The 16,002-nt window shown below is 62.4% G+C and carries 15 protein-coding genes; 9 read left to right on the forward strand and 6 right to left on the reverse strand.

Annotated elements, in window-relative coordinates; genetic code table 11:
* Nucleotides 1-132: 132 nt before the first annotated feature.
* The 7 genes from ACE4RL_RS03595 to pyc all read left to right on the forward strand — a co-directional run bounded on the left by ACE4RL_RS03595 (nt 133) and on the right by pyc (nt 10,300).
* Nucleotides 133-1,176, forward strand: coding sequence for a glycine betaine ABC transporter substrate-binding protein (locus ACE4RL_RS03595; RefSeq protein ID WP_375599161.1), 1,044 nt, complete (start codon nt 133-135; stop codon nt 1,174-1,176).
* Between the two features lie 233 nt (nt 1,177-1,409).
* Complete coding sequence (locus tag ACE4RL_RS03600) at nt 1,410-2,438, forward strand: ABC transporter substrate-binding protein (RefSeq protein ID WP_375599162.1); 1,029 nt, start codon at nt 1,410-1,412, stop codon at nt 2,436-2,438.
* Nucleotides 2,439-2,573: 135 nt separating this feature from the next.
* A complete protein-coding gene (locus tag ACE4RL_RS03605) occupies nt 2,574-3,443 on the forward strand; it encodes an ABC transporter permease (RefSeq protein ID WP_375599163.1) in 870 nt (289 codons plus the stop codon).
* Between the two features lies 1 nt (nt 3,444).
* On the forward strand, nt 3,445-4,497 hold the full coding sequence (locus ACE4RL_RS03610; protein WP_375599164.1) for a glycine betaine/L-proline ABC transporter ATP-binding protein: 1,053 nt from the start codon (nt 3,445-3,447) through the stop codon (nt 4,495-4,497).
* 183 nt (nt 4,498-4,680) lie between these two features.
* Nucleotides 4,681-6,183, forward strand: a complete 1,503-nt coding sequence (locus tag ACE4RL_RS03615; RefSeq protein WP_375599165.1) for a putative bifunctional diguanylate cyclase/phosphodiesterase — start codon at nt 4,681-4,683, stop codon at nt 6,181-6,183.
* 157 nt (nt 6,184-6,340) lie between these two features.
* A complete protein-coding gene (locus ACE4RL_RS03620) occupies nt 6,341-6,757 on the forward strand; it encodes a TIGR01244 family sulfur transferase (RefSeq protein WP_375599166.1) in 417 nt (138 codons plus the stop codon).
* Nucleotides 6,758-6,859: 102 nt separating this feature from the next.
* Entirely contained in the window at nt 6,860-10,300 is a 3,441-nt protein-coding gene (gene pyc, locus ACE4RL_RS03625; RefSeq protein ID WP_375599167.1) for a pyruvate carboxylase, read from the forward strand.
* A 39-nt stretch (nt 10,301-10,339) separates the two neighbouring features.
* On the opposite strand, the gene ACE4RL_RS03630 is transcribed toward pyc, so the two are convergent.
* Entirely contained in the window at nt 10,340-10,807 is a 468-nt protein-coding gene (locus ACE4RL_RS03630) for a DUF421 domain-containing protein (RefSeq protein WP_375599168.1), read from the reverse strand.
* Between the two features lie 68 nt (nt 10,808-10,875).
* Nucleotides 10,876-11,169, reverse strand: coding sequence for a YkvA family protein (locus ACE4RL_RS03635; protein WP_375599169.1), 294 nt, complete (start codon nt 11,167-11,169; stop codon nt 10,876-10,878).
* Nucleotides 11,170-11,362: 193 nt separating this feature from the next.
* Here ACE4RL_RS03635 and ispG point away from each other — a divergent pair, with 193 nt between their 5' ends.
* Together ispG and ACE4RL_RS03645 are read left to right on the forward strand one after the other, a co-directional pair.
* Complete coding sequence (gene ispG, locus ACE4RL_RS03640; protein WP_375599170.1) at nt 11,363-12,604, forward strand: flavodoxin-dependent (E)-4-hydroxy-3-methylbut-2-enyl-diphosphate synthase; 1,242 nt, start codon at nt 11,363-11,365, stop codon at nt 12,602-12,604.
* A 202-nt stretch (nt 12,605-12,806) separates the two neighbouring features.
* On the forward strand, nt 12,807-13,592 hold the full coding sequence (locus ACE4RL_RS03645; protein WP_375599171.1) for an SH3 domain-containing protein: 786 nt from the start codon (nt 12,807-12,809) through the stop codon (nt 13,590-13,592).
* 60 nt (nt 13,593-13,652) lie between these two features.
* Here ACE4RL_RS03645 and ACE4RL_RS03650 read toward each other — a convergent pair whose 3' ends face one another.
* The 4 genes from ACE4RL_RS03650 to ACE4RL_RS03665 all read right to left on the reverse strand — a co-directional run bounded on the left by ACE4RL_RS03650 (nt 13,653) and on the right by ACE4RL_RS03665 (nt 15,998).
* Nucleotides 13,653-14,084: a PACE efflux transporter gene (locus ACE4RL_RS03650; RefSeq protein ID WP_375599172.1), complete on the reverse strand. Its 432-nt coding sequence runs from the start codon at nt 14,082-14,084 to the stop codon at nt 13,653-13,655.
* A 118-nt stretch (nt 14,085-14,202) separates the two neighbouring features.
* Complete coding sequence (locus ACE4RL_RS03655) at nt 14,203-14,850, reverse strand: methyltransferase (RefSeq protein WP_375599173.1); 648 nt, start codon at nt 14,848-14,850, stop codon at nt 14,203-14,205.
* Nucleotides 14,832-15,299 (reverse strand): YbaK/EbsC family protein, encoded by a 468-nt coding sequence (locus tag ACE4RL_RS03660; protein ID WP_375599174.1) that lies wholly within the window; start codon nt 15,297-15,299, stop codon nt 14,832-14,834. The genes ACE4RL_RS03655 and ACE4RL_RS03660 overlap by 19 nt, the downstream gene beginning before the upstream one ends.
* A 57-nt stretch (nt 15,300-15,356) precedes the next feature.
* Nucleotides 15,357-15,998, reverse strand: coding sequence for an MOSC domain-containing protein (locus ACE4RL_RS03665; protein WP_375599175.1), 642 nt, complete (start codon nt 15,996-15,998; stop codon nt 15,357-15,359).
* Nucleotides 15,999-16,002: the final 4 nt, after the last annotated feature.

Here is a 16,002-nt window from a genome sequence, read left to right on the forward strand (position 1 = left end):
GACTGTTGCACACTCTTGGCTACCGTGTCACCGGGGTTTGCGCGCCAGCTCCAATAGCCGTTGCGGTTGCTTAACGGGCCCGGCGCGGGCAAGACTGTGCTCCTGTCCGCCAGCGCTTGCCAGGAAGCCAGAATGCCCTTTTTTCGCCGTGTCCTTGCTGTTTTGGGCCTTGTCCTGCTGGCGCAGCCGGGCTGGGCGCAGTTCGAGGTGATCGATTCAGCGCAGGACAGTGCCGGGCCTGCTGGCCCGGAAGAAGGCGGGGCAGTGCCGCCTGCGCCAGCGCCGGTTTGTGGTGGCCGGCCCCTTTCCATTGCCCGCATGAGCTGGCCTTCGGCGGCTCTGCTGGCGGAAATCCATGCGCGCATCCTGGCCGCCGAATTCGACTGCGAGGTGCGGGTGGTGCAGGGCGAGCAGGCCACCACCGCTTCCTCGATGGGCTCGATCGGTCAGCCGCAGGTCGCGCCGGAACTGTGGATCAACCGGATCGCCGATCTCTGGAATGGCGCCAGGGAAGGCCAGATGGTGCGCAGCGCGGCGCCCAGCTATGCCACCAGCCAGTTCGAGGGCTGGTACATGCCGGCAGCGCTGGCGGGCAGTTTCAGCGCGGCGCCCACCGCCGCAAGCCTGGCCGAAGCACTGCGGCTGCTAAGCCCGGACGGGGCTGTGCGCTTCATTTCCTGTCCGCTCGACTGGGCCTGCTCGGTTATCAATCGCAATCTGGTTGCAGCGCATGGGCTGAGTGGTTTGGTCGAGATCGTGGAGCCGGCCAACCGGCTGGAAATGGACCGCTTGATTGCCGAGGCGGTCAATCGGCGCGAACCTTTCCTTTTCTATTATTGGCAGCCCAATGCCATTTTGGACCAGCTCGATTTCACCCCCATCGACATGGGTGACTATGACGAAGCTGCGGCGCAATGCCTGGCCGATCGCGATTGTGCTGACCCGCAGCCGTCGGCCTTTCCCAGCGACAGCGTGGTGATTGCGCTGGTGGAGCGGGTCTTTGCCGATACGCCCGAGATCGCGGGCTATTTCCAGCGGGCCAGCCTGCCGCTCGACGAAATGAACGGCCTATTGGCCCAGCTCAATGCGCCCGGTGCCACCATAGAGGCGGTAGCCGACCGCTTCGTGGCAGAAAGAGGCGATTTGTGGCGCGCCTGGATAGACACATCCTTGTGAGGTGCCCGATCTTCTCGATATTTTTTAGACTTGCACCAGTTAAAATTCTACATGTTTGCTTCTTGAGCAAACAAGAAGAGTGGCGGGTTGAGTTTCGTTTCAACGTTCGTTGGTCTATTTTGCAAGAATATCGGCCATAGAATTTCTGTTATTATCCAAATAGCGGGTGATTTGACACACAATTCTGCCATGATTAAGGTTTGCCGCATTCCATAACTGCAGGAGCAGACCTGATGATTTTGAAATCCGGTGGCGTAGCCGCCGCGATCGCTGTTGCCTTTTTGTCCGCTGGCAGCCTCCCGGCCATCGCACAGGATGCCGATGCCGCCCAATGCGGCACTGATCGCACCATCGACATTGCCGAGATGTCCTGGCCCTCCGCCGCAGCCCTGGCGCATATCCATGCGACGATCCTGGAAGAAGGATATGGCTGTGACGTGGAGATCGTTGCCGGCGACACCGTGCCGACCTCATCGTCCATGATGACCCGGGGTACGCCCGCCGTGGCGCCCGAGCTCTGGACCAGCGCCATCGAAGAGCCTTGGGCCGAGGCCATCGAAGAGGGCACCGTCGAGCAGCTCAGCCTTGCTATCACCGATGGCACTGTGGAAGGCTGGTTCATCCCGCAATATGTGGTGGATGAGCATCCCGAGCTGACCACGGCTGAAGCCGTGATTGCACGCCCGGACCTGTTCGCCGATCCAGAGGAGCCCAGCAAGGGGCGTCTCTATTCCTGCCCGCCGGGCTGGGCCTGCGAAATCTCCACCTCGGCCCTGTTCGAAGCTTTCGGCATGGATGAGACCTGGAACCTGTTCTCGCCCGGATCGGGCGGTGCACTCGATGCCTCTATCGCGCGTGCCTTCACCCGCGAAGAGCCAATCCTGTTCTACTATTGGGGCCCGACCTCGATCCTGGGCAAGTTCCCTGCCGTCCAGCTCGAAATCGGTGAAGCCAATCAGGATATCTATGCCTGCAATACCGATCCTGATTGTACCGAACCGCCGCAGGTGACGGCCTACCCGTCCAGCCCTGCCGTGATCGGTGCGGCGGCCTGGGTTTCCGAAGAAGCCCCGGTTGTGGCCGACTACTTTGCCAAGGCGGGTCTGACCAATGCGCAGATCTCCGAGCTGCTGGTCTATGGTGACGAAAACCAGGCTGACGCTGAAGAGACTGCCGAGAACTTCCTCAAGACCAAGCAGGACGTCTGGACCGAATGGGTCCCGGCCGAAGTTGCCGAGAAGGTGCTTGCAGCGATTGGCTAAGACCAGTCCCTGATTTCGCAAATAGCGGTCGGGCCTGATGGCCCGGCCGCTTTGTGCGTTCGATCCCCAAACCAACCCCTTGCTGGCTTCGGGATCGCACGTCGAGATCGTTTCTCTTTGCAAGAAAGAGCAAAAATGTTTCCAGAGATAATCGACACCCGCCCCTGGCGCCGTGCCATTGACGACAGCCTTAACTGGGTGGTGCGCAATTGGAGTGATGAGTTCGAGGCAGTGGCCTATCCACTGCTGATGCTGCTCAACTTTATCGAAGACGTGCTGATCGCCACGCCCTGGTGGCTGATCATGGCCATTCTGGTGGGGATTGCCTGGCTGGCCACGCGGCGCTGGCAATTGCCGGTCATCGTCTTTGTCTCGCTGATCTTTCTGGGCGTAATGGAGCTGTGGGAAGACGCCATGACCACAATGGCGCTGATGATCGCGGCCACGATCACCGCCATTCTCTTCTCCATTCCGCTTGGCGTCTGGATGAGCCGCTCGGCGCGCGTGCGCCAGGTCGTCACGCCGCTGCTCGATCTGATGCAGACCATGCCCAGCTTCGTTTATCTCATCCCCACGGTGATGATTTTCGGTCCGGGCAAGATTCCGGCGCTGATCGCCACGATCGTCTATGCGGCCCCGCCGCTGGTGCGCCTGACCGATCTGGGCCTGCGTTCGGTCGATCCGGCGGTGATGGAAGCCAGCCGGGCCTTTGGCACTACCCCGAGCCAGCGCCTGTTCGGCGTGCAGATTCCGCTCTCGCTGCCCACCATCCTGGCCGGGGTCAACCAGACCACGATGATGGCGCTGGCCATGGTGGTGATTGCCTCGATGATTGGTGCCGGCGGCCTGGGCTACCAGGTGCTGCAGGGCATTGGCCGGCTCGAGGTCAGCCGTGGGCTGTTCGCTGGTCTCGGCATTGTGGTCCTGGCTATTATCTTTGACCGCATCACCCAGTCCTTCGGCAAGCAGCTCCAGGCCAAGATCGGTCTGGCGGAGACCCGCTAACATGAATGAAATCAAGCAAGACACGGATCTCGCCATTCGCATGCGCGGGGTCACCAAGATCTTCGGTGATGATCCGCAAAACGCGCTGGAACTGCTCCGTACGGGCAAGTCCAAAACCGAGGTGCAAGCCGAAACCAACCACGTGGTTGGGCTCGATAATGTCTCACTCGACATTGCCCGCGGCCAGATCTTCGTGGTCATGGGCCTGTCCGGCTCGGGCAAGTCGACCCTGATCCGCCACGTCAACCGGCTGATCGAGCCGACAGCGGGTGAGATCATCGTTGATGGCACCGATGTGCTCAAGATGAGCCTGGAAGAGCTCCGGACCTACCGGCGCAACACCGTGGCCATGGTGTTCCAGAAGTTCGGCCTGTTGCCGCACCGCTCGGTGATCGACAATGTCGCCTATGGCCTGGAAGTGCGCGGCGTGCCCAAGGCCGAGCGGCTGGAGCGGGCTGCCAAGTGGATCGATACGGTAGGGCTGTCGGGCTATGAGCAAAGCCGGCCGCGCCAGCTTTCGGGTGGTCAGCAGCAGCGTGTGGGCCTGGCGCGCGCGCTGGCGCTCGATACCGATATCATCCTGATGGACGAGGCCTTTTCCGCGCTCGATCCGCTGATCCGTTCGGGCATGCAGGACCAGTTGGTGGAACTGCAGAAATCCTTGGGCAAGACGATCCTGTTCATCACCCATGATTTCGACGAGGCCCTCAAGATCGCCGACCGCATTGCGGTGCTCAAGGACGGCGCGGTGCAGCAGGAGGGCAAGCCCGAGGACATCGTGCTCAAGCCCGCCAACGAGCATATCGAGGAGTTCGTGCGCGAGGTGAACAAGGCCCGCGCCATCCATGTTCGCACCATTATGGAAAAGGGCGAGTTCGAGGCCTGCGAATATACCGTTCCGGCCACGGCGCGGTGTGAGGAAGTGCTGCCCTATTTTGCCGAGCACCAATGGGTCGGCGTCACCAATGACGAAGGCCAGCAGATCGGCCGGGTCACCGCCAAGCGTGTCATCGGGGCCCTGGCCCGCTACACGCCGGGGGTGGGCGAGGGCTGATTTAACCCCTCGCTAACCGTCACCAGAGGGGGCGCCCGCGGTGTCATCTGTCTGTCGCAGCATGACCCTAGCGTGGCGCCCTTTTTTGCTCGTGGCGTACCGTTTCCCTTTAATATCAGCTGTTTAGCAATGATTTAGAACTTGCAGGCCATGGTGTCGCCAACGTGACGAACCAGGTGTCCCATGCAGGTCCGCCCCATTTTCGCATCGGTCAACCAGGCTTACGACTGGCTGCGACTGGCTGCAGGCATTCTGGCCTCAGCGCTGTTTACCCTCGCGGTGGCCACCCTGCTCGGTTTTGGCGAGCGGCAGATGACGGCATTGGCCATGGCCGGGTTTGCCATGGCCATTCCTCTGGTGCTGTTTGCCTCGCACCGGATGATGCGCCGGCGCATGGGTGAAGCGCAGGAGGCGATTGCCGAGGCATTGGCCTCCGCCCATCGCGATGCGCTGACCGGCACGTTCACGCGATCCTACTTCCTGGATGAGATGCAACGGTTTGCCCGCCGCGGTTCGCTCTCGGCATTGGGCTATCTGCAGATCGACATGGACAATCTCAAGGTGCTCAATGACGGTGCCGGCCACGCGGCGGGCGATGCGGCTCTGGTGGCACTGGTGCGCGAGATGCAAGCCCTGATGCCGGGGGCCATTATTGGCCGGCTGGGCGGGGATGAGTTCGGCGTGCTGATTCCCGGCCACGACAACAAGCCGGCCTTGTGCCGTCTTGGCGACAGATTGCTGCGTCAGCTCGGGGAGCCGCACACCATTGCGGGCCGGGCGACGCGGCTTTCGGCGACGATCGGCGTGGCGCTGGCGCCGCTCGACAGCGACGACCCCAATGAGCTGATCGCCATTGCGGACCTGGCGCTCTACAAGGGCAAGCAGGCCGGGCGGGGTTGCGTGGTCCCGTTCGATCCGGACATGCTGGGCGATGAACGCCATCGGCGGTTTGTTGAGCGCGAACTGCGCGCCGCCATTCTGATGGATGAGCTGGAACTGCACTATCAGCCGGTCTTTGACAGCCACAGCCTGGAAATCAAATCGCATGAGGCATTGGTGCGCTGGCGCCACCGCGTGCGCGGCATGATGGCGCCGGACAAGTTCATTGCCGTGGCCGAACAGAGCAATCTCATCGACCGGTTGGGCGAGTGGGTGCTGCGCCGGGTCTGCGCCGATCTCAAGCGGATGGACGGACCGGTGGCAGTCAATGTGTCGCCCAAGCAATTGCGGCACCCCGAGTTTTCTGAAAGCTTTGCCGACATTCTGCTCGAATCCGGCACAGCCCCGCAGCGCATCATTGTCGAGATCACCGAGAACGCACCGCTGGCAGCCGGCAGCGTGGAAATGGACAATCTGGTGGCCCTGCGCGCCATGGGCATTCGGGTTGCGGTGGATGATTTCGGGGCCGGCCATGCGAGCCTCCATTACTTGCGGGATTTTGCCTTCGACATCATCAAGATCGATCGCACCTATGTGGCCGAGTTCGAGGCCAATCCGGTCAACGCCATGATCGTTGCAGCGGTCTGCGACATTGCCCGCACGCTCTCGCTGGAAGTGGTTGCCGAGGGTATCGAGACCGAAGAGCAGATGCGCATGCTGATCGATGCCGGTTGCACCGCCTTGCAAGGCTATCACCTGGGACGCCCTGCGGCTCTGACCCGCCCAGACATCATCTGCGCGGCCTGAGCCTTGCGACAGTTCCATGACAGCTTTGCCCGTGCGGCCAGTTGCGCCGCAGGGTGCCGCATGGCTATAACGGGCCCATAGCGCGCCAGCGTCATGCCTGCAGCCGCGGGGGGGAACCCGTGCCACAAGCTGCAGGGGCATAGGGGAGTAACAGGCCTTGGAATTGAAGCGTATCAACGATCACGTCAGCGTGTCGGGGCAAATTCAGCCCGAGGATATCAAAACGCTCAAGGATCTGGGCTTCACCACCATCGTCAACAACCGGCCCGACGGGGAGGCTCCAGACCAGCCGTCCGGCGCCCGGATCGAGGCGGCCGCCAAGGCTGCCGGGCTGACATATCATGCCATTCCGCTGGGCCGTGAAGGGGTGAACCCCGAAATGGTTGCCAATACCAAGGCCGTGCTTGAGGGGAGCGACGGCAAGGTGTTCTGCTTCTGCCGGTCGGGCACACGCTCGACAACGCTCTGGGCCCTGAGCCAGGCCGGCGAGGCCCCCGCCGAAAAGATCATCGCCCAGGCCGCTGAGGCGGGCTATGACATGAGCCATCTGGCCGGATATCTCGGCCAGAAGTGAACCTGAAGTGCCGGCGGTTGGGCGGTCAGCCGCCCATGCTGCCGCACGTTGCTGAGCCGGACCCTCTGGGTCCTTGCCCCCTCCTGCTCGGAATGGACATCGATGCCCATCAAGAAAATTCTCGTCGCCAATCGCAGCGAAATCGCCATTCGGGTGTTTCGCGCCGCCAATGAGCTGGGTCTGAAGACCGTCGCGGCCTATGCCGAAGAAGACAAGCTGGCGCTGCACCGGTTCAAGGCCGACGAAGCCTATCTCATCGGCAAGGGCAAGGGCCCGGTCGAAGCCTATCTGCAGATCGATGAATATATCCGCATCGCCCGGATTTCCGGCGCTGATGCCATCCACCCCGGCTATGGCCTGCTCTCAGAAAGCCCTGAATTCGTTGATGCCTGCGAGGATGCCGGCATCATCTTTATCGGCCCGCGCGCCCAGACCATGCGCGACCTGGGCAACAAGGTTGCCGCCCGCAATATGGCTATCAAGGCCGATGTGCCCGTAGTGCCAGCTACTGACGCCTTGCCCGACGACATGGAGGCGGTCAAGAAGATGGCCGCCGAGATCGGCTATCCGCTCATGCTCAAGGCGAGCTGGGGCGGCGGCGGGCGCGGCATGCGCCGGATCATGGACGAATCCACCTTGGTGGCCGAAGTCTCGGAAGGCAAGCGCGAGGCCAAGGCGGCCTTTGGCAAGGACGAGATGTATCTCGAAAAGCTGATCGAGCGCGCTCGCCATGTCGAGGTGCAGCTGATCGGCGATGATCACGGCAATCTGGTGCATCTGTTCGAGCGCGACTGTTCGGTGCAGCGGCGCAACCAGAAGGTCGTCGAGCGCGCGCCTGCGCCCTATCTCTCCGACGACGTCCGCAAGAGCCTCACCGATGCTGCCGTGCGGCTTGGGCAAGCGGCGAATTATCGTGGCGCCGGCACCGTCGAATTCCTCATGGATGCCGATACCGACAAGTTCTATTTCATCGAGGTCAATCCGCGCATCCAGGTGGAGCATACCGTCACCGAGGAAGTCACGGGCATCGACATCGTCAAGGCGCAGATTCACCTGCTCGACGGTGCGGTCATCGGCACGCCGGAATCGGGTGTGCCGACCCAGGAGAACATCAAGCTCAACGGCAATGCCATCCAGTGCCGGGTCACTACCGAAGACCCGGAACAAAACTTCATTCCCGATTATGGCCGCATCACCGCCTATCGCGGCGCCACCGGCTTTGGCGTGCGGCTCGATGGCGGCACGGCCTATTCGGGCGCGGTCATCACCCGCTACTACGATCCGCTGCTGGAAAAGGTCACCTGCTGGGCACCCAGCGCCGACGAGGCCATTGCCCGCATGCATCGCGCCCTGCGCGAATTCCGTATTCGCGGCGTGGCGACCAACCTGGCCTTCCTTGAAAACATCATCACCCATCCGGATTTCGTCGAGAACCGCTATACCACGCGCTTTATCGACACCACGCCGGACCTGTTCAACTTCAAGCCGCGCAGGGACCGGGCGACCAAGCTGCTGACCTATATCGCCGACGTGACGGTCAACGGGCATCCCGAAGTGCGCGACCGGCCGCGTCCGCCAGCCGATGCCGCTGCGCCGGTCGTGCCTGAATTCCCGGCGCTTTCGGTCATTGAGGGCAGCCGCCAGGTACTGGATCGCGACGGGCCGGCGGGCCTCGCCAAATGGATGAAGGACCAGACGCGGGTCCTGTTTACCGATACCACCATGCGCGACGCGCATCAGTCGCTGCTGGCGACGCGCATGCGCTCATTCGATATCACCCGTATCGCCCAGGCCTATAGCCGCGGGCTGCCGAACCTGTTCTCACTTGAGTGCTGGGGCGGGGCGACGTTTGACGTCTCCATGCGTTTCCTCAATGAGGATCCCTGGGAACGGCTGCGGCAGGTGCGCGAAGGCGCGCCCAATATCCTCACGCAGATGCTGCTGCGCGGCTCCAACGGGGTGGGCTACACCAATTATCCCGACAATATCGTCCAGTTCTTCGTCAAACAGGCGGCCGCTGGTGGCGTCGACATTTTCCGCGTCTTCGATTGCCTCAACTGGGTCGAAAACATGCGCGTCTCGATGGACGCGGTGATCGAGGCCAACAAGGTTTGCGAGGGCGTCGTCTGCTATACCGGGGATATGCTGGACCCCGACCGGTCCAAATATGACCTCAAATACTACGTGGCGCTCGCCAAGGAACTCGAAGCCGCCGGCGCCCATGTGCTGGGTCTCAAGGACATGGCCGGGCTGATGAAGCCAGCGGCCGCCCGCAAGCTGATTGCGACCCTCAAGGAAGAAATCGGCCTGCCCATCCACCTGCACACCCACGACACCTCAGGCGCTGCGGCGGCGACGGTGCTGGCAGCGGTGGACGCCGGGGTCGATGCGGTGGATGCGGCGATGGATGCCCTTTCCGGCACCACCAGCCAGCCGACGCTTGGTTCGCTGGTCGCGGCCATGGCCGACACCGATCGCGATCCGGGGCTCGACGCCAAGGCGATCCGGCAGATCTCGTTCTATTGGGAAGCGGTGCGCACCCAATACCGGGCCTTTGAGAGTGATCTCAAGGGCGGGGCCTCGGAGGTCTATCTGCACGAAATGCCGGGCGGCCAGTTCACCAATCTCAAGGAACAGGCCCGCTCGCTGGGTCTGGAAACCCGTTGGCACGAGGTCGCCCAGACCTATGCCGACGTCAACCAGATGTTCGGCGATATCGTCAAGGTGACCCCGTCGTCCAAGGTCGTCGGCGACATGGCGCTGGCCATGGTGTCGGCCGGCATCACCCGCGCCGATGTCGAGAACCCGGACAAGGACATCGCTTTCCCAGATTCCGTAGTGGGCTTTTTTGCCGGCGATCTGGGTCAGCCGCCCGGCGGTTTCCCGGAAGAGCTGCAGAAGAAGGTGCTCAAGGGCCGCACACCTCTCACCGAGCGGCCCGGCTCCTATCTCAAGCCAACCGATATCGAGGCCGAGCGCAAGAAGGTCTCAGAGGAGCTTGGTGTGGAGATCGATGATTACCGCCTCGCCTCCTATCTGATGTATCCCAAGGTCTATTCGGATTTCGAGAAGACCCAGGATATGTACGGCCCAACCGAAGTCCTGCCCACCCCGACCTATTTCTATGGCCTTCAGGAAGGCGACGAACTGCTGGTCGATATTGAAAAGGGCAAGACGCTGGTCGTCACCTATCAGGGCCGTGCCCCGACCAATGAGAAGGGCGAGGTGCGCTGCTTCTTCGATCTCAACGGCCAGCCGCGCACTATCACCGTGCCGGATCGTCTGAAGGCCGGCGATGTGGTCGTTCGCGCCAAGGCTGCGGCAGGCGATCCCAAGCAGATCGGCGCGCCCATGCCGGGCGTCATCTCGACCCTGGCTGTCAAGCAGGGCCAGGCGGTCAAGGCGGGCGACGTGCTCTGCTCGATCGAAGCCATGAAGATGGAAACCGCCATTCACGCGGAGACCGACGGCACCGTGGCCGAACTGCTGATCAAGCCGGGCGACCAGATCGACGCCAAGGATTTGCTCGTGCGACTGGATTAGGAGCGAACAAGGCCCGGCGTGATCCGGGCCTTGTCTGTTTCAGCTGCGCAAACGGACGCTGATCGTTCCGTCGCTTTCGAGCACCATGAACTCAACAGCGCTCATGCTGTCGCCACCGCTCGCCCGGATGGCTGAAAGGGCTTCGTCCTGGGTCACGCGTTCGCGCTTCATGGCGCCCTCAAGGGCGCAGCCATCTTTTGCCAGTAGCGCCGGTTCACTCCGGACCAGGCTGGCAAATCCGGCGGACCGCACTGAGAAGTAGGTAACGAGGAACTGTGCGCCAATAAGCAGAGCCAGGGCGACCAGTCCCTCGGCCAGGGCAATCGATTCCTGCAAGAGGATCGCCGAGAGCGTAGAACCCAGGGCCACGGTCACGACCAGATCGAAAGCGTTGAGCTTGGCCAGCGTCCGCTTGCCGGATATCCGCAGAAAGAGGACCAAAGCAATATAGGCCAGCGCGCCCACAATCAGCGTGCGCACCAGGCCTTGCGGATTTTGATAGAACATTTCCTGCCAATTCATGACGGGGTAACGCGATACCGGCAGGATGGTTCGCCCAGCGTCGCGCCGGCCGCTTAACTAAGCCGACGCGCCTTTCCATCAACGGTGGGCCCAGATTTTTCAGAACGGGCTTTTACGGGCACCGGCAACCGGCTGACAATCCAACTCACCATCATCGGCACCAGCACCAGATCGTCCAGCCATCCTGCGAACGGGATAAAGTCGGGCACGATATCGATGGGGTTCACCAGATAGAAGGCAGCGAACAACGTCGCCGCCTTGAGGTGGAGCGGGGTCTCGGGCGCCCAGAAAGCCTTCCAGAGCTGGACCACTTCCTTGCGGAACAGGAAAAGGCGGGGGAGGAGCATGTTGATCATGGAAGATAAATGGCGTTGCGCGCCTTTCGTTCAAGGGCACCTTGATCACAATTGCCACAGGCTGATGCGGTCCCATCCCTGGAGCTTGGCCGGTAGCGCGCCGGGACCCGCCGCGGATCACGCAAGCCTGACATTGCGTCCGCCGCGCATGGGGCTTATCTGTTGCGCAAACGCGAGGTGAATTATGGCCGGTCCGGCAGCGCGCAGGCAATCGGTAGGCGTCAATGTGGGTGGCATCATGGTGGGCGGCGGCGCCCCCGTGGTGGTGCAGTCCATGACCAATACGGACACGGCCGATATTGAGGCGACCGTGAAGCAGGTCATGCAGTTGGCCCGCGCCGGCTCGGAAATCGTGCGCATCACCGTCGACCGCGACGAGTCGGCCGCCGCCGTGCCCATCATCCGCGATCGGTTAGCCTTCATGGGCTATGACGTGCCACTGGTTGGCGACTTTCACTATATCGGCCACAAGCTGCTCACAGACCATCCGGCCTGTGCCGAGGCACTGGCGAAATACCGCATCAATCCGGGCAATGTCGGCTTCAAGGCCAAGCGCGATACCCAGTTCGCGACCCTCATCGAGATTGCCAACAAATACGACAAGCCGGTGCGCATCGGGGTCAATTGGGGCTCTCTCGACGAAGAACTGCTGACCAGGCTGATGGACGAGAATGCCGCTTCGTCCCGTCCGATTTCGGCCGCTGCCGTGCAGCGCGAGGCGATCATTCAGTCGGCCTTGCTCTCGGCGGCCCGCGCCGAAGAACTCGGCATGGGCCGGGACAAGATCCTGCTCTCGACCAAGGTGTCGGACGTCCAGCACCTGATTGCGGTCTATCAGGACCTGGCCGCCCGCTGCGATTATGCGCTGCATCTGGGGCTGACCGAAGCGGGCATGGGCTCGAAGGGCATTGTGGCGTCCTCTGCCGCGCTCGGCATTCTCCTGCAGCAGGGGATCGGCGACACCATCCGCATTTCGCTCACCCCCGAACCGGGTGGCGACCGCACGACCGAAGTCAAGGTTGCGCAGGAATTGCTCCAGACCATGGGTTTCCGCCAGTTCCTGCCAGTGGTGGCGGCGTGCCCCGGTTGCGGGCGTACCACATCCACCACCTTCCAGACGCTGGCCAAGGACATCCAGGATCATCTCAACACTTCCATGCCCGAATGGCGCGAGCGCTACCCGGGCGTTGAGACCCTGTCGGTGGCGGTGATGGGTTGCATCGTCAACGGGCCGGGCGAGAGCAAGCACGCCAATATCGGCATTTCCCTGCCCGGCACCGGCGAAACGCCCGCCGCGCCAGTCTTTGTCGATGGCGAGAAGGTCGCGACCCTCAGGGGTGCCGATGTGGCCGATCAGTTCAAGGCAATGGTGGCCGATTATATCGAGCGCAAGTTCGGTTCTGGCAAGCAGAACGCCGCGGAATAGGCTTTCCGGTCCGACGGCGGCTTCCTCTGAGGGTCGCGGCATCGCTCTTCACGCTTTGGTGAGGCTGGAACTCCTTGGGAGATTTCACGATTGGGCCGTCCAAGGGGCGGAGCCAACCGCGATCCAGGAGGAACGAACAATGTCGTTAGCCAAATCCTTGACAAAAACCGCATCCATTGCCTTGGGCTTAAGCCTAGCGAGCATGGCAGCGGCGCAAGCCGCTCAGTCGACCGCATCGCTCAATGTCCGCTCCGGGCCGGGCACCAGTTATGGTGTCGTCGATGTGCTCTATCAGGGCGAAAATGTAGACGTTGAACAATGCCGGTCGGGCTGGTGTCAGATCAGCCATGATGGACCCGATGGCTGGGTGTCGGCGCGCTATCTCACCGATCGTGGTGACAGTGGCGGGCAGCAGAGTTCCGGTTCCAGCGCCGACATCTCAGGCAATGCCCGCGCCACGGCGGCGGTGAATGTGCGTTCTGGGCCGAGCACTGGCTATCGCGCGGTTGATGTGCTCGATCGCGGAGAAAGGGTGCAGGTCGAACGCTGCCAGTCCGGCTGGTGCCGGATCAGCCATAATGGGCCGGATGGCTGGGTGTCAGCCCGCTATCTTAGCAATGCCAGCGGTGGTGGCGGCAACCAGAGCAGCGAGCCGGACATCAATTTCAGCATCAGCACGCCGAACTTCTCTTTCTCGATCGGCAATGGCGGCAGCTTTAACCCGCGTCCCGGCCGGCCCGCTGGAGAGGTCTGCTTTTATGAGCACTTCGATTATCGCGGTGCCAGCTTCTGTGCCAGCCCAGGCGAGGGAGATCCCCGCTTGAGCCGCTTTAACGATCGTATCTCGTCCATTCGGGTGCGGGGCGATGCGCAGGTCCAGGTCTGTGAGGACTTTAACTTCGGCGGCCGCTGCGCCGTGCTGGACCGGAGCCGTTCCTCGCTTGACGGACGCAACAATGATATCATTTCGTCCTATCGCGTGCGCTAATTGCAGTGGCCGTGATGAGCAAAAGGCCAGCCGGGCAACCGGCTGGCCTTTTCGTGTCTGTCAGCCGCGTTCGGCCTGCCATTCGGGTAGCGGAAACAGGCGATCGTAAGCCCAGTTAAAGACCAGCGCATAACCCATGTAAAAGAGCGCGAAGGCCAGATCCATCACCAGGGCCTCCCAGAGCGTGATGCCGAGATAAAGCGCGATGAGCGGCATCAGCATGAGCAGGAGGCCGATCTCGAACAGCACGGCGTGGATGATGCGGGTGATGAAGGACTTCTCCGTCGAGCGCCCAAGGGCCTTCAAGCCATGGTCGAAGCCAAGATTGTAAAGATAGTTCCAGGCCATGGCCACGGTGGCGCTGCCGATGACGATCACGGCGCTGTCCCCACCATGCAGGCCAAAGACCAAGACTCCAAGCGGGGTGGCCAGGAGGATGCCGATGATTTCGAAGGACAGGGCGTGGCGGACACGGTCGGCGGTTGTGCGCATGGAATTCCCCTAGGGGTTCCGGGCCGTCCCGAACGCTGGTCCCGAAATGGGGGAGGCCGTCCTCGCTCGGGCGGGATATAGACCGGCCATCCTGTTCCGGCAAGCCCGGGCTCGCATGTCAGGTGGTCCGGGATTTCAGGGCAAAGACGCCGGCATGCACGGGTGTGTTGCCGCCCATGTCGTCAACATCAAACTGGGCCAGGAGGTCGAGGCGGTTAAGGGGCAGTGTTGGCCGGAAGGGGTCGCCCACCAGCACATCGGCCTCGCGCTCGAGCGCAGCTTCAAGCAAAGGCAGGCTCCGCGACACCACCATCGCATCGTAGAACACGTCACCGGCCAGGACGATATCGGTGTCCGGCCAGTCCGGTTCGGTCCAGAGGTGAAGCCTTGCGCCGTTGGCCACGGCATTGAGCTTGATCGCCGCCGGGGCGATGGGATCGCTCTCGATGGCCCAGACATGGGCGGCGCCCGCCCGCATCGCCGCAATGCCGACCAGACCCGAGCCGGCCCCGAAATCGAGCACGGTCTTGCCAGCGACCGTTTTGGGATGATCATGCAGATAAAGTGCCAGCGCCGCGCCGCCGCCCCAGGCATAGGCCCAATAGGGCGGGGCTTCGTCCAGACCCTCGCTGGCCAACCAGCCGATCAGGCCGGATTGCGGCGTGGGCGTATGCAGGGATATATCGGGCCGGAAGGGCAGGGCGCGCAGGGGCATGCGCTCGCGGATGAAGCGTTCGGCGCGTTGGGTCAGCCCGGCAATTGGCACGCATCCACCCATTTGCCGCCGCACAGCTCGGCGAGGCGCTCGACGGTCAGTTTTACCGAGGAATGCGTGTCGCCGGCCGCCGGGATCACCAGATCATAAATCCTGAGCGAGGTATCGAGAAAAATCGGCAGCGGCGCCGGCAGGCCGAAGGGGCAGACCCCGCCCACCTGATGGCTGGTGAGGCGCAATACATCCTCGGCGCCAAGCATGCGCGGGCGTCCACCGAAGGCGGCCTTGGACTTCTGATTGTCGAGCCGCGCATCGCCGCGCGTCAACAGCAGGAATTCATCGCCGTTGACCCTGATACAGAGCGTCTTGGCGATCTGCCCCGGTTCGACGCCATGCACCGCGGCGGCCAGCTGCACCGTGGCCGTGGAATCGGTGGTAACGATGACCGAGAGGTCAGGCGCGCGGGCGGCCAGGTCGGTGCGGACAGTGTCTAGGCTCATGAATTGGTCCCGTCGGGCAAGCGTCAAAGGGTCGGTGGCGCTGGAGGCGGGAACCGCCTAGAACAGCTTGGCCAATTTTTCCTCATACTGGGCCCGCATCTTGTAGTGGATTGGCGTCCTGAGTGCGCGCTGCATGAATTCGGGTTCGAGGTCACGGTGCTTTTCCAATGCCAGCAATTGGCTCACGCTGATGCGGTCGCCCTCGAACATTCTGTGCCGCACCGGCTCTCCGGCATGCACCGGGCCGGGCTCAATCACGCGGCAATAGGCGCCCGGACGCCCAGCGTCGAAGAATTGTTTGACCCATGCAGGACTGCCCATGCGCGCGGCAAAGGTCGCGCAGGGGGTGCGATGCGAGGTGACTTCGAGCAGGACTTCGTCGATCTCAAATCGGTCGCCGACGGCCACGCTGCGTCCCTCTACTCCGCCAATGGTGAGATTTTCGCCGAATGTGCCGGGCGTAAGGTCGCGCTCAAGTGCCTTGCGCCAAAAGTCGTAGTCGTCGGCGAAGTAGATATAGACCGCCTGGTCGACCCCGCCATGATGCTTGCGATTGATGATGGCGTCGCCGGCAAGGCCCTGTTTGGTGATTTCGACCTGCTGGTCCTCGCCAACCGGCTCCTTATAGATGCCGGTCATGGCCGATTTGGCCGGTATGGGCCGGGGCTGGCCGATATTGACGCTTTGCACAATGGCCATGATC

This window comes from Devosia polycyclovorans (assembly GCF_042181575.1).
In the GTDB taxonomy this organism is placed as follows: domain Bacteria; phylum Pseudomonadota; class Alphaproteobacteria; order Rhizobiales; family Devosiaceae; genus Devosia; species Devosia polycyclovorans.

Excerpts from the sequence above, each read along its gene's own strand:
- ACE4RL_RS03595 (WP_375599161.1), top strand. The coding sequence starts at position 133 with ATGCCCTTTTTTCGCCGTGTCCTTGCTGTTTTGGGCCTTGTCCTGCTG.
- ACE4RL_RS03600 (WP_375599162.1), top strand. The coding sequence starts at position 1,410 with ATGATTTTGAAATCCGGTGGCGTAGCCGCCGCGATCGCTGTTGCCTTT.
- ACE4RL_RS03605 (WP_375599163.1), top strand. The coding sequence starts at position 2,574 with ATGTTTCCAGAGATAATCGACACCCGCCCCTGGCGCCGTGCCATTGAC.
- ACE4RL_RS03610 (WP_375599164.1), top strand. The coding sequence starts at position 3,445 with ATGAATGAAATCAAGCAAGACACGGATCTCGCCATTCGCATGCGCGGG.
- ACE4RL_RS03615 (WP_375599165.1), top strand. The coding sequence starts at position 4,681 with ATGCAGGTCCGCCCCATTTTCGCATCGGTCAACCAGGCTTACGACTGG.
- pyc (WP_375599167.1), top strand. The coding sequence starts at position 6,860 with ATGCCCATCAAGAAAATTCTCGTCGCCAATCGCAGCGAAATCGCCATT.
- ACE4RL_RS03630 (WP_375599168.1), bottom strand. The coding sequence starts at position 10,807 with ATGTTCTATCAAAATCCGCAAGGCCTGGTGCGCACGCTGATTGTGGGC.
- ACE4RL_RS03635 (WP_375599169.1), bottom strand. The coding sequence starts at position 11,169 with ATGCTCCTCCCCCGCCTTTTCCTGTTCCGCAAGGAAGTGGTCCAGCTC.
- ispG (WP_375599170.1), top strand. The coding sequence starts at position 11,363 with ATGGCCGGTCCGGCAGCGCGCAGGCAATCGGTAGGCGTCAATGTGGGT.
- ACE4RL_RS03645 (WP_375599171.1), top strand. The coding sequence starts at position 12,807 with ATGGCAGCGGCGCAAGCCGCTCAGTCGACCGCATCGCTCAATGTCCGC.
- ACE4RL_RS03650 (WP_375599172.1), bottom strand. The coding sequence starts at position 14,084 with ATGCGCACAACCGCCGACCGTGTCCGCCACGCCCTGTCCTTCGAAATC.
- ACE4RL_RS03660 (WP_375599174.1), bottom strand. The coding sequence starts at position 15,299 with ATGAGCCTAGACACTGTCCGCACCGACCTGGCCGCCCGCGCGCCTGAC.
- ACE4RL_RS03665 (WP_375599175.1), bottom strand. The coding sequence starts at position 15,998 with ATGGCCATTGTGCAAAGCGTCAATATCGGCCAGCCCCGGCCCATACCG.